Origin of the sequence: Corynebacterium axilliensis (assembly GCF_046097495.1) — a bacterium.
Lineage (GTDB): Bacteria > Actinomycetota > Actinomycetes > Mycobacteriales > Mycobacteriaceae > Corynebacterium.
Window position 1 is genome coordinate 628,688 of sequence record NZ_CP175768.1, and the last position, 14,057, is coordinate 642,744.

Annotated in this window: 8 protein-coding genes and 2 rRNA genes; all 10 read right to left on the reverse strand. The window is 58.1% G+C overall.

From position 1 onward, the window contains the following. Positions 1-118 precede the first annotated feature (118 nt). The 10 genes from ACKFR8_RS03070 to ACKFR8_RS03115 all read right to left on the reverse strand — a co-directional run bounded on the left by ACKFR8_RS03070 (position 119) and on the right by ACKFR8_RS03115 (position 14,052). Positions 119-3,191 (reverse strand): 23S ribosomal RNA (locus ACKFR8_RS03070). A gap of 498 nt (positions 3,192-3,689) precedes the next feature. Then, positions 3,690-5,209: ribosomal RNA gene (locus tag ACKFR8_RS03075) — 16S ribosomal RNA — on the reverse strand. The 16S and 23S rRNA genes sit together here, the layout of an rRNA operon. Before the next feature lie 655 nt (positions 5,210-5,864). After that, positions 5,865-7,124: a tyrosine--tRNA ligase gene (gene tyrS / locus ACKFR8_RS03080; protein ID WP_296133264.1), complete on the reverse strand. Its 1,260-nt coding sequence runs from the start codon at positions 7,122-7,124 to the stop codon at positions 5,865-5,867. Positions 7,125-7,164: 40 nt separating this feature from the next. After that, positions 7,165-7,353, reverse strand: a complete 189-nt coding sequence (locus ACKFR8_RS03085) for a Trm112 family protein (protein WP_296133262.1) — start codon at positions 7,351-7,353, stop codon at positions 7,165-7,167. Between the two features lie 11 nt (positions 7,354-7,364). Further along, positions 7,365-7,964, reverse strand: a complete 600-nt coding sequence (locus tag ACKFR8_RS03090) for a hypothetical protein (protein WP_296133260.1) — start codon at positions 7,962-7,964, stop codon at positions 7,365-7,367. A gap of 36 nt (positions 7,965-8,000) precedes the next feature. After that, positions 8,001-9,569, reverse strand: a complete 1,569-nt coding sequence (locus tag ACKFR8_RS03095) for a vWA domain-containing protein (RefSeq protein WP_296133258.1) — start codon at positions 9,567-9,569, stop codon at positions 8,001-8,003. A gap of 36 nt (positions 9,570-9,605) precedes the next feature. Further along, a complete protein-coding gene (locus ACKFR8_RS03100) occupies positions 9,606-10,724 on the reverse strand; it encodes a hypothetical protein (RefSeq protein ID WP_306507903.1) in 1,119 nt (372 codons plus the stop codon). 107 nt (positions 10,725-10,831) lie between these two features. Continuing rightward, positions 10,832-12,265 (reverse strand): argininosuccinate lyase, encoded by a 1,434-nt coding sequence (argH, locus tag ACKFR8_RS03105; protein ID WP_296133254.1) that lies wholly within the window; start codon positions 12,263-12,265, stop codon positions 10,832-10,834. Positions 12,266-12,272: 7 nt separating this feature from the next. Continuing rightward, on the reverse strand, positions 12,273-13,487 hold the full coding sequence (locus ACKFR8_RS03110; RefSeq protein ID WP_296133252.1) for an argininosuccinate synthase: 1,215 nt from the start codon (positions 13,485-13,487) through the stop codon (positions 12,273-12,275). 79 nt (positions 13,488-13,566) lie between these two features. Continuing rightward, positions 13,567-14,052 (reverse strand): arginine repressor, encoded by a 486-nt coding sequence (locus tag ACKFR8_RS03115; RefSeq protein ID WP_296133250.1) that lies wholly within the window; start codon positions 14,050-14,052, stop codon positions 13,567-13,569. Positions 14,053-14,057 lie beyond the last annotated feature (5 nt).

Here is a 14,057-nt window from a genome sequence, read left to right on the forward strand (position 1 = left end):
TTCCAGGGCATTTTCTGGCCGTGGGTGTTGTGTCAGATACTGTGTAGTGGACGCGAGCGACAGTGTGATTACACAATCGTGTGTTTGTGTTGTTAACACTTCCTGATTTTTGGGAAGTGTGTGTTTGTTTTGGTCTATTAGTACCAGTCGCCTAAACACCTTGCGGTGCGTACAGTTCTGGCCTATCAACCCCATCGTCTTTGGGGGACCTTATAATGAAACCTCATCTTAAAACAGGCTTCCCGCTTAGATGCTTTCAGCGGTTATCCCTTCCGTACGTAGCCAACCAGCGATGCCCCTGGCGGAACAACTGGCACACTAGAGGTACGTCCGTCCCGGTCCTCTCGTACTAGGGACAGCCTTCTTCAAGTTTCAACGCGCGCGGCGGATAGAGACCGAACTGTCTCACGACGTTCTGAACCCAGCTCGCGTGCCGCTTTAATGGGCGAACAGCCCAACCCTTGGGACCTACTCCAGCCCCAGGATGCGACGAGCCGACATCGAGGTGCCAAACCATCCCGTCGATATGGACTCTTGGGGAAGATCAGCCTGTTATCCCCGGGGTACCTTTTATCCGTTGAGCGACACCACATCCACAAGTAGGTGCCGGATCACTAGTCCCGACTTTCGTCCCTGTTCGACATGTCTGTCTCACAGTCAAGCTCCCTTGTGCACTTACACTCGCCACCTGATTGCCAACCAGGCTGAGGGAACCTTTGGGCGCCTCCGTTACATTTTGGGAGGCAACCGCCCCAGTTAAACTACCCACCAGGCACTGTCCCCAACCCAGATCATGGGCCAAGGTTAGATGCTCAATCCGATCAGAGTGGTATTTCAACAACGACTCCACACACACTAGCGTGCATGCTTCGAAGTCTCCCACCTATCCTACACAAACCGAACCAAACACCAATACCAAGCTATAGTGAAGGTCCCGGGGTCTTTTCGTCCTGCCGCGCGTAACGAGCATCTTTACTCGTAGTGCAATTTCACCGGGCCTGTGGTTGAGACAGCAGGGAAGTCGTTACGCCATTCGTGCAGGTCGGAACTTACCCGACAAGGAATTTCGCTACCTTAGGATGGTTATAGTTACCACCGCCGTTTACTGGGGCTTAAATTCTCAGCTTCGCCACCAAAAGGTGACTAACCGGTCCTCTTAACCTTCCAGCACCGGGCAGGCGTCAGTCCATATACATCAACTTAACGTCTTCGCATGGACCTGTGTTTTTGATAAACAGTCGCTTCCCTCTATTCTCTGCGACCCCACAACCCCAAAGCACTCGCAAAAAGTGCCGAAGTCGTGTGGTCCCCCTTCTCCCGAAGTTACGGGGGCATTTTGCCGAGTTCCTTAACCACAGTTCACCCGAACGCCTTAGTATTTTCAACCTGACTACCTGTGTCGGTTTCGGGTACGGGCCATACATCCACATCGCTAGAGGCTTTTCTCGACAGTACTAGATCACCAACTTCACCCTCTATCGGGCTACGCATCACGCCTCAGGCTACACGGTATGCGGATTTACCTACACACCACCTCACACGCTTACACCAACAATCCACTAAGCGGCATGGCTACTACACTGTGTCACCCCATCACTTGAACCACACATCAGGCCCCACGACATCAACAACCAACGTGTTCAAAGAACACATCAGTCGTATCCGCGGTGGTTAGTATCAGTGCTTTATCATGGGCGCGGACATACGGGTACCAGAATATCAACTGGTTATCCATCGACTACGCCTGTCGGCCTCGCCTTAGGTCCCGACTCACCCTGGGAAGACGAACTTGACCCAGGAACCCTTAGTCATCCGGCGGGAAGGATTCTCACCTTCCAATTCGTTACTCATGCCTGCATTCTCACTCGCACACACTCCACGCCCCCTCACGGTAACGCTTCAACACATGCACGACGCTCCCCTACCCAAACAAAAATGTTTGCCGCGGCTTCGGCGGTGTGCTTGAGCCCCACTACATTGTCGGCGCAGGACCACTCGACCAGTGAGCTATTACGCACTCTTTCAAGGATGGCTGCTTCTAAGCCAACCTCCTGGCTGTCTTCGCGATCCCACATCCTTTTCCACTTAGCACACCCTTAGGGGCCTTAACCGGCGATCTGGGCTGTTTCCCTCTCGACTATGAAGCTTATCCCCCACAGTCTCACTGCCGCACAACACAATTGATGGCATTCGGAGTTTGGCTGACATTGCTAAGATTGTAGTCCCGCTCAACCAACCAGTAGCTCTACCTCCACCAAGCTAATGCGACGCTGCACCTAAATGCATTTCGGGGAGAACCAGCTATCACGGAGTTTGATTGGCCTTTCACCCCTACCCACAGCTCATCCCCGCAGTTTTCAACCTACGTGGGTTCGCGCCTCCACAACCTCTTACAGCTGCTTCACACTGGCCATGGGTAGATCACCCCGCTTCGGGTCCAGGACATGCCACTCAACACCCCATTAGGATTCGGTTTCCCTACGGCTACCCCACACGGGTTAACCTCGCGACATGCCGCTGACTCGCAGGCTCATTCTTCAAAAGGCACGCCATCACACTAAAAAAAGTGCTCTGACGGATTGTAAGCACACGGTTTCAGGAACTATTTCACTCCCCTCCCGGGGTACTTTTCACCATTCCCTCACGGTACTAATACACTATCGGTCACACTGAGTATTTAGGCTTACCGGGTGGTCCCGGCAGATTCACAGCAGATTCCACGAGCCCGCTGCTACTCGGGCAACCCAACAACCTATATGCTGAAGTCTTCAACTACGGGACTATCACCCTCTTTGGCAGGCGTTTCCACACCACTTCACCTAACAACAACACACAAGCACGATGATGGTAGTCACCGCACGTTGGGGCCCACAACACCGCACACACAACCCCTACCAAGTATCACATGCACACGGTTTAGCCTCATCCACGTTCGTTCGCCACTACTAGCAGAATCATATTTATTTTCTCTTCCTACGGGTACTGAGATGTTTCACTTCCCCGCGTAAACCCCCACAACAGCTATGAATTCACTGAAGGGTAACACCCCATAACAGGTGCCAGGTTTCCCCATTCGGACATCCTCGGATCAACGCTCAATTGACAACTCCCCGAGGCTTAACGCAGCCTTTCACGTCCTTCATCGGCTCAGCATGCCAAGGCATCCACCATGCGCCCTAAATAACGAACACACAACCAACACAAACAACAACCACACAAACAGTGCGTCATCATTCATGCCGGCGTGAACTACACAAAACACAAAAGAACAGAAATCACACAAACCACACACCCACCACAACAACCAACCAACAAAGGCCAGCCACCAATGGTGATAACAGCATGCAGTTTAATGCTCGCGTCCACTATACAGTTCTCACACAACACCCCACACAGGCCAACAACCACCAATCACAAAGTGGTCATTACATCCGTGTGGGTTACAACCAGGGGATAATGCCCCAGACACCCAACAATGCACCAAGTACTCTAAACAAAGGCGTTGATTGGCAATTAATCAATTGATTGCTTCTGGTTAAGGCGTATCTCCACCCGATTAAACAAAAGTGGCAGCAGAACAATCGCCTACTCAACCACCACACAACCACCACAACAACAACAAAAAAGAAGAGTGAAGATAATGATGATTGCTTCAAGCACCAACTGGTGCGAAAAATAATGCTCCTTAGAAAGGAGGTGATCCACCCGCACCTTCCGGTACGGGTACCTTGTTACGACTTCGTCCCAATCGCCGATCCCACCTTAGACAGCTCCCTAAACGAGTTTGAGCCACTGGCTTCGGGTGTTACCAACTTTCATGACGTGACGGGCGGTGTGTACAAGGCCCGGGAACGTATTCACCGCAGCATTGCTGATCTGCGATTACTAGCGACTCCGACTTCATGGGGTCGAGTTGCAGACCCCAATCCGAACTAAGGCCGGCTTTCAGCGATTCGCTCCACCTCACAGTGTCGCTGCGCGTTGTACCGACCATTGTAGCATGTGTGAAGCCCTGGACATAAGGGGCATGATGATTTGACGTCATCCCCACCTTCCTCCGAGTTAACCCCGGCAGTCTCTCATGAGTCCCCAACCAAAATGCTGGCAACATAAGACAAGGGTTGCGCTCGTTGCGGGACTTAACCCAACATCTCACGACACGAGCTGACGACAACCATGCACCACCTGTACACCAACCACAAGGGAAACTACATCTCTGCAGCGATCTGGTGTATGTCAAGCCCAGGTAAGGTTCTTCGCGTTGCATCGAATTAATCCACATGCTCCGCCGCTTGTGCGGGCCCCCGTCAATTCCTTTGAGTTTTAGCCTTGCGGCCGTACTCCCCAGGCGGGGCGCTTAATGCGTTAGCTACGGCACAGAAGACGTGGAAGCCCCCTACACCTAGCGCCCACCGTTTACGGCATGGACTACCAGGGTATCTAATCCTGTTCGCTACCCATGCTTTCGCTCCTCAGCGTCAGTTACTGCCCAGAGACCTGCCTTCGCCATCGGTGTTCCTCCTGATATCTGCGCATTTCACCGCTACACCAGGAATTCCAGTCTCCCCTACAGCACTCAAGTTATGCCCGTATCGCCTGCACGCCCGGAGTTAAGCCCCGGAATTTCACAGACGACGCGACAAACCACCTACGAGCTCTTTACGCCCAGTAATTCCGGACAACGCTCGCACCCTACGTATTACCGCGGCTGCTGGCACGTAGTTAGCCGGTGCTTCTTATACAGGTACCGTCACAAAAAGCTTCGTCCCTGTCGAAAGGAGTTTACAACCCGAAGGCCGTCATCCCCCACGCGGCGTCGCTGCATCAGGCTTCCGCCCATTGTGCAATATTCCCCACTGCTGCCTCCCGTAGGAGTCTGGGCCGTATCTCAGTCCCAATGTGGCCGTACACCCTCTCAGGCCGGCTACCCGTCGACGCCTTGGTAGGCCATTACCCCACCAACAAGCTGATAGGCCGCGAGCTCATCTTGCACCGAAAAAACTTTCCAACCACCACACTAAAGGCGGCTACTATCCGGTATTAGACCCAGTTTCCCAAGCTTATCCCAGAGTACAAGGCAGATCACCCACGTGTTACTCACCCGTTCGCCACTCGAGTACCCCTGCAAGCAGGAGCCTTTCCGTTCGACTTGCATGTGTTAAGCACGCCGCCAGCGTTCGTCCTGAGCCAGGATCAAACTCTCCACAAAAAGGCCGTGAAAAGCCCAAACCTAACAAAAAGAACAAACCAAACCGCATAATGCGAACGCATCACGCACACACCACACGGACTGGCAAATCCAAAAATTACATAAAGAAAAAATCCAACCAACCCCCAACCCGACGGGGCACAAAAAAGGAGGCTGGCCTAGTTAGAAGATTTTCAATCTACGCCCAAACAACTTATGTTATTTACAATGACGCCGCTTGAAAAAAGCGCCATCCGGCATACACCAACCACAACACGCATACAACGCGTCACAGCCAGAACAATCAAAAACCAACCAACACAAAAAAGTACATTGGCACACTATTGAGTTCTCACACATCATCCGCACACTCTTCGTTACGAACATTTTCTGTTCGTCCTTCCGAGCGGCTGGAGTTCACACTGTAGTCAACAAGTTAAGTCTTTGTCAACTCCGAGTTAATCTCCGTGTCATCCGCGTTCCCGCGGCGACTTCGATAAATATACGCAGCACCCGAATATTCACCAAATCCCCAGTTAAATACCTGTTTCTTCGCAGCATGGCCTTCACTGTTGAGCTCTTAGGGTCTAAAACGCCGAAACCCGCCGCGGGATGCGGCGGGTTGGGCCTTGGGTTTTACCTTAAGGGAGACGTCGAAAAGCGCCTGCGTGAATACCTAGCTCAGCTTCGCGCCGGCAAAGTTCTTTTTACCGCGGCGCAGCACCAGCCAAGAACCATGGAGCAAATCCTCGTTAGTGGGTTCCCACTCATTGGACTCAATGCGCTGATTGTTCACGTACGCGCCGCCTTCCTTCACGGTACGGCGCGCCGCACCCTTGGAATCCGCAAGGCCGGAGGCGACAAGCAGATCAATGATGGTGCGCGGCTCACCTGCTGGAACCTCAGCCACGGTGGTCTCCGCGAGGGCGCCGGCAAGGGTGTTCTCATCCAGCTCGGCGAGCTCGGCTTTTCCGAACAGTGCCTGCGCGGCAAGTTCCACGGCCTTCGTCGCCTCTTCACCGTGCACCAGGGTGGTCATCTCCTGTGCCAAGCGGCGCTGAGCCTCGCGGCGGAAGGGCTCGTCGGCGACCTTCTGCTCGTAGGCGGCAATCTCTTCCTGGTCCAGGAAGGTAAACCACCGCAGGTAGTCAATCACCACAGAGTCGCCGGCGTTGAGGAAGTACTGGTACCAGGCGTACGGGGACGTCTTTTCCGGATCCAGCCACAGCTTTCCGCCACCGGTGGACTTGCCAAACTTCTGGCCCTGCGCATCCGTGACCAGCGGAACGGTAAGGCCGTGGACCTTCGCACCGTTGACACGGCGGTTGAGATCCACACCGGAGACGATGTTGCCCCACTGGTCGCCGCCACCGATCTGCAGGACGCACTCCATCTCATTGTTCAGGTGGACGTAATCATTGGACTGCAGCAGCATGTAGGAGAACTCGGTGTAGGAGATGCCGTCGGACTCCAGGCGGCGCTTAACCGTATCGCGGTCCAGCATCGTGTTCAGGGAGAAGTTCTTGCCCACATCACGCAGGAAGTCGATGACGGACATCTGGGACGTCCAGTCCGCATTATTGACCATGGTCGCTGCGTTTTCGCCCTCGAAGTCAATGAACTGACGCAGCTGCTTCTTGATGGCCACGAGATTCTCGTTGATGGTCTCCTGCGAGAGCATGGAGCGCTCCCCCACGTCACGCGGGTCACCAATTTGCCCGGTAGCGCCGCCCGCGAGGGCGATCGGGTGGTGACCGGCCTGCTGGAAACGACGCAGCATGATCATCGGCACCAAGTGGCCCGCATGCAGGGAGTCACCGGTGGGGTCGAAGCCGCAGTACAGCGTGATGGGGTTTTCGCAGGCCTCGCGGAGGGCGTCGAGGTCGGTGGACTGGTTAATGAGGCCGCGCCACTGCAGCTCATCAATGATGTTCATGGAGGCTCCTTCTTACTTGGATTCCGGCTGGACGTGTGTCTTAGGCATCCTGGTCAGCGGGCGGCCACGGCGAAGCGTTATCCACCAGCATGACGGGAATATCGTTTTCGATGGGATAGGCCACCCCCAGCCGGTCGTTGACCAGCACCTGTTCTTCTTCCAGGTAGTTCAGCGGGCCTTTGTCCTGCGGACACACCAAAATGTCGAGCAGCTTCGGATCGAGACTCATAACCGCTAACCCTACACCTCCTTGGATTCCACAGAAGGAAGGGTCCCGCCATATTCCAACTTGAGCGCCATCGTGTGATCCTGCAGGCTACGCACCGAGTCTTGGGCAATGGCGTCCCGAATCTCTGTCATCTCGCGGTTCAGAATCGCCAGGGCCTCAGTGACTTCCTTGACCGCTGCGGGGTCGGTGAGATTGGTGACCTGCAGGTAGGACTTCACCAGTGCGCTCGAGTGCTCCTCAATCATGTCGCGGACCAGAGCTTGCTGGCTCGGGGCATCGTCAAGCCGGTTCCAGTTGTTGAGCACCCACCGCGCCGAGGAATCAAACTCCGTCCACGCGCGGTCAACCGGGGCCGGAATGTCACGGCGGTGCAGGCTGTAGCGAGTCCCCTCCAAAGTGTTGGTGAGCCGGCCGGCCCCCGACTGTGGAGGTGCCGGAAGCTCTTTACTCTTCTTTTCGGGCGGGGTGAGGAAGCCGGCCGCCGCACCGCAACTGGCCGCCACGATGGGCCAGAGGAAGCCCAAGCCGCCACTGGTGAGAAAATGCAGCACTACGACGAGCGCTGTGACCGTCACCGCGGCAATGACTTTGCGGGGTGTTAAGGCGTCCATGGATGCCTGCCTTCCTTTTCGCTAAATAGTGGTGCTCTACTGATAGGCGCGGATTTCCTCGAAGGCTCCGGCCAGGTCGCCGTTGAGGGCGTCGAAGGTTTTTCCGCCGGTCAGCTGGGCTAGCTCTTCCATCTCCTGCACGTTGGCTTCACCGTACAGGATGACGAAGACCGGGATTTCCTTCTTATCCGGCGGGAGCTGCTCGTAGGCCTCCTTGAACTGCGCGAAGGTTCGTCCGCGGGTAACTTCGCCGTCGGTCATGAGCACCACGGTGCCAATATCGCCGTCGCCAGTATCTAGCTCATCAAAGGACTTGAGCACGGAATCGAAGGTGGCAGTTTCCCCGTCCGCGCGGAGGTTCTCAACGCGGTCCGCCAGTTCCTTCGCCGAGCCCATGTTCTCGGTATCCATCACCGCACGGGTCACGGGCTGCGCCTCGGACGAGTAGGGCATGAGCTTGATCTGCTCGCGGTTGCGGAAAGCAACCTGGCCTTCTTCCTCGGTGTTGCCGTCCGCGGAGCCGTCGATAAGCGGGCGCAAGCTGCTCTTGAGCAGGTCGATACGCTCGCCCTCCATCGAGCCTGAAGTATCCAACACCAAGGCGGTGTTGCCAGGCTTGCGCAGCTCGTGCGCAAACGCGGCCTCGAGCGCCTGCGCCGTCTTCTCGTTCGCGGGATAAGGAAGCTCGAACATGGTGCCCGGCAAATCGGAATCGTCCACGCGCAGGTGGTAGCTCTTCAGCACCTCCGAGGAATCACGCATCCAGTCAGCCAGCGCCTGCACCTTGGCTTCGGCGTCCTCATCCGGGGAGCTACGCAGGGCCGACAGCGGATAGTCCGCGGAGATGACCCCGTCGGAAGGAATGACCACCTGCAGATCCGCGCCCTCGTCCTGGAGCTGGTAGAGCACGGATTCGTAGTTAAGGATTGCATCGGCCTGTTCGGGGTGCTCCCGGAACCTGTCCGCCAGCCAGCCCGAAGAACCGGAGGTCAGCGTCTGGTTACTGAACAAGTCTTGAACCTTGTCCGTGGCCTTATAGATATCCTCCTCCGTCAGTGCCCGGCCGGTGTCCGCGAAGGCGGTGGTAGCCGCGGACAGGGCGGAGAAGCCCGAATTCGACGTCGAGGGGTCCGTCATGCCAAAGGTGATGCCGGAATCCGCAATCTCCTGCCACGTCGGCTGCGTGGTATCCCAGCCGTGCTGCTGGGCAACGTCCTTGTGCACGCCCAGTGCCACGGGTGAGCGCGCGACGCTGAATTCCTTGCCCAGCTTGCTATCGGCGCCGATGATGCGCGCATAGCGGTTGGTGGCAAACCACGTAGCGTCGTAGTGGTCATCAAAGGTTCCCTGCTTCAGCGAGCGGGAATTCTCCAGAGTGCCTGACTCCGTGGTCATAGTGATGTCGAAGCCGAGCGCCTCGGAGGCTTGCTCCAGCACCGGCTCCAGCGGGGCTAGCTCCGTGGCGGCGACAATCTTGAGGTCGCCGTCGTACTCACTACCATTCGAGGCCGCGTCATCGAGCCAGCTGCTGCCACTGCCGGCGGAACAGGCTGTGAGGCCCATAGCGCACAGCACGGCAACAAGCACCTTGAGGGAGCGCAACATTCACATCATCCTTTCCGGGGTTTCGGTTCCCGTGTCTTATCCCAGTTCCTGCAGAATTGCTTCGTAGTCTCGCCAGGGTGTGGGCCTTTGTTGAGTTGGCAGGTCAAGCGGAGCGTAGTCGATCTCTGTGGCGAAGTTTTCAAAAACGGAGGAGGGCTCCGTGCGGTATCCCTGAACCGCGGCAGCGCCCTGAAATGAAGCCTCACGCACGGCAGCCGCGAAGGCTTCGCCCTCCTCGGTCTGTGGAACGACAGTGAACGTCAGCAGTGCCCCAGGGTCAAGGGTTAAGGGAGTGTACTCCTCTAGCCTCGTACCACTTTCAGAAATTGATTGCTGAAACAGTTCCGCCACCAATTCGGCTTCAGTAGCCAAGACCATGGGCATCTCCCCCTGTCCGAGGCGCAAGAAGGCATCGAAGATACCTTGCGTACTGGTCTCCCCGTGGCCTTGGCCAACCAAGAGTCGTTGCATAGCGTCATCGCCCCCAGTGTCTTTCCCAACTGTGCGAATGAGGGAGGCGTACTGCAGCGCAGCGCTGGACTCGCGCACGCTCGGAACCGCAACGTCAACGACGCGCGGAGAACCAAAGTCCGGGCTGATGTCGCGCCAGCGGGTACCGTCCTTCGACATCTCGTTCAGTTTTGCCAAGTCGAGGGATTTATTCCCACCAGAATCGGCCACGAGGCCCTTCGCCTGCATATCGTCCACCAGATCGGTATAGACCAGCGCGATGAGCGGGGTGGAAAAGGCAACCACTGAGCCCGAGTCGGCGTCAGTCATGGTCGTGGACTTGTCCTCCGCCTCCACGGCGCGGGCAGCCCCATCTAGTGCGGGCATGACAAAGTCATAGTCAGAGCTAGGCGAGCTGGCGATCTCCATCATGTCCTGCGGCGAGACAACGTCGTAGTCCACCGAAATCCCCAACACAGTAAACACGTCAGACTCCGTCGCATACTTGAAGAACTCCTCGCTTTCTGGGCTGATAGCCCCTTTCACGAAGACGTGCTCCCGGGGAGGGGTGGAAGAGTCAGACGAGCTAAAGCTGGGCAGCGATATCCCGCCGCGTCCCACCACTACGGAGACGATAGCCACAACCAGGAAGGCGAGGGCTGCGAATAGTGACTTCTTTCGTCCACCCGTCTGTGCGCTACTCATGACCTAAATCATAAAAGGCCCTGCCCTGCTGTGCTGGACTTCTGGGGAGCTCACCCCCGCTGCAGTCCCCCACTGCAGCGGTCCCCGGGGGTCGAGTATGAGACCGACTAGTCGGCGGGAACTACCGGGGTCGTCGCCCAGTCCCGGAAGTCAGCGGCGAGCTCGTCCACCCGCTGGCGCTGCTCGGCCACGCGCACCCCGGCGGTACCGCCCTTGGTCGCGCGGGAGGCCACGGCGCCATCAATGGTGAGCACCTCACGGACTTCGGAACGCAGGCGCTTGTCGACGCCTTCCAAGTCCTCATCGGTGAGATCCACCAGATCCACGCCCCGCGCCTCTGCCAGCTGGACGCAGGCGCCGGAGGCCTCGTGAGCCTCCCGGAACGGCGCGCCTTGGCGCACCATCCATTCTGCAAGGTCTGTAGCCAGGGTAAAGCCACGCGGTGCGAGTTCGCGCATGCGGTCCTCGTGGAAGGTCAGGGTCTCCACCAAGCCCGTCATCGCGGGCAGCAGCAGGTTGAGCTGGGCCACCGAATCCACGATGGGCTCCTTATCCTCCTGCAAATCGCGGTTATAGGCCAGCGGCTGTGCCTTCAGGGTGGAAAGCAGTCCGGTGAGGTTGCCGATAAGCCGGCCAGTCTTACCGCGAGTCAGCTCCGGAACGTCCGGGTTCTTCTTCTGCGGCATGATGGAGGAGCCGGTAGACCAGGCGTCATCCAGCGTGACATAGCCATACTCGGGCGTGCACCAGTACACGATCTCTTCCGCCAAGCGCGACATGTCGATACAGATTTGAGTGAGCACGAAGGCCGTCTCCGCGGCAAAGTCCCGCGAGGACGTACCGTCCAGCGAGTTCTCCGCGGCAGCGTCAAAGCCCAGTTCCGCCGCGATGGCCTCTGGATCCAAGTGCAGCGAGGAACCCGCGAGCGCGCCTGAGCCATAGGGCGAGACGGCCAGGCGCTTGTCCAGATCCTGCAGGCGCTGCAGGTTGCGCAGCTGCGGCTGCGCATGGGCAAGCAGCTCGTGCGCCAGCAAAATGGGCTGCGCCGCCTGGGAGTGCGTCTTGCCCGGCATGATGGTATCGGGGTGCTTTTCTGCCTGCGCCGACAAAGCCTTCACCAGATCGGTGACCTGCAGGGCGATGTCCCGAATGGCATCGCGCACCCACATGCGGAACAAGGTGGCAACCTGATCATTGCGGGAGCGGCCGGCGCGCAGTCGGCCGCCGACCTCGGGGCCGACAATATCGATTAGCCCGCGCTCCATGGCGCCGTGCACGTCCTCGTCGGTCGGCAGCGGCCCAAACTCGCCGGAGGCGACCTTCTCCCCCAGCTCGGTAAGCCCCGAGAGCATGGTGTCCAGGTCAGCGTCGGACAGCAGGCCTGCCTTGTGCAGCACCTTGGCGTGTGCCTTGGAGGCCAGCACGTCGTACGGTGCCAGCACCCAGTCGAAATGCGTCGATACGGAGAGGGCGAACATGGCCTCGGACGGGCCGCCGGCAAAGCGACCTCCCCACAGGGCACCCTCGTTGGTCTTGTGCATGACGCCCCTACTTACCAGTCGGGAAACCGCCGTCGCGGTCACGCTGGTTGGAGATCTGGGTGGACAGACCGTGCAGCTGGACAAAGCCCTTAGCTGCAGTCTGGTCGAAGGTATCTCCCGTGTCGTAAGTGGCCAAGTCGAAGGAGTACAGCGACTGGCCAGAGCGGCGGCCGTTGACGGTGGCGGTGCCGGCGTGGAGGACCATCCGGATATCGCCCGTGACGTTCTCCTGGGTGGACTCGGTGAATGCGTCCAGGGAGCGCTTGAGCGGGGAGAACCAGAGGCCGTCGTAGACCTCCTCGGACCAGCGGGCGTCAGTCAGACGCTTGTAGCGCGCCAGCTCGCGCTCCACGGTGACGTCCTCCAAGGCCTCGTGGGCCTTGATGAGCACCATGGCACCCGGGGCCTCGTAGACCTCACGGGACTTGATGCCGACCAAGCGGTCCTCCACCATGTCCAGGCGGCCGATGCCCTGGGCACCGGCGCGGCGGTTCAGCTCCTCGATGGCCTCCAGGATGCTCACCGGCTTGCCGTCGATAGCAGTCGGCACGCCCTTGTCGAAGGTGATGGTGACCTCATCCGGGGCGTTGCCCAGAACCGGCTGCTCGGTGTAGGCGTAAAGATCCTTTGTGGGCGGGTTCCACAGGTCCTCCAGGAAGCCGGTTTCCACGGCGCGGCCCCACACGTTCTGGTCGATGGAGAACGGCGACGCCGCCGACTGCTCGATGGGCAGGTCAATCTCTTCGGCAAAGGCGATGGCCTTGTCACGGGTCCACGCGTAATCGCGGGCGGGGGCGATGATCTCCAGGGAGGGATCGAGGGCACGGAAGGATACCTCAAAGCGCACCTGGTCGTTACCCTTGCCGGTGCAGCCGTGGGAGACGTGGGTTCCGCCGTGCTCCTGCGCGGCTTCCACGAGATGCTTGACAATCAGCGGGCGGGAAATGGCAGAGACCAGCGGGTACTGCTTCATGTACATGCCGTTGGCCTTGATGGTGGGCAGGCAGTACTCCTCGGCGAACTCGTCCTTGGCATCAACGACGATGGACTCAACAGCGCCGCAGTCAAGCGCACGCTGGCGCACGGACTCCATGTCCTCACCACCCTGACCAAGGTCAAGGGAGACGGCGATAACTTCACCGCCGGTCATCTTGGCCAGGTAAGGAATGGCGACGGAAGTATCCAGTCCGCCAGAGTAAGCAAGCACAACGCGTGCAGTCATGGTGAATTGCTCCTTAGAGTCGAAAAATAGAGTTCTACTGTTTCTCTAGATTTATATTATACAGCAAGCCGTATAAATGTTAAATGCTGCGGCTGGTGAGTTTCTCCGCCAACTCACGGCCGCCAATGTCCTCGCGGGCGAGGATGAAAATGGTGTCGTCACCAGCGATACAGCCCACGACCTCCGACAAACCGACGCGGTCGATGAAGGAAGCCAGGTATTGTGCCGCGCCCGCCGGCGTGCGCAGCATGGCGATGTTTCCTGAATAGTCATGGGAGACCACCAGCTCATCCAACATGCGGCGCAGCTTCTCGCGCGGACCGTTGAGCTGGTCCTCAAACTGCTCCAACTCACCACCCACCACGTAGAAGCTACGACCGCCGTCGCGCTTGACCTTCTTGGCGCCCAGCTCATCAAGGTCGCGGGAGAGGGTGGCCTGGGTGATGTCGATGCCCTCCTCCAGCAGCAGCTCCGAAAGCTGCACCTGGCTGGTCACGCGGGTGCGGTCCAGGATCTCCAGGATCTTGGCCTGGCGGGCGTTGCGGGTCGTCGGCGTCGTGGTCATAGGGT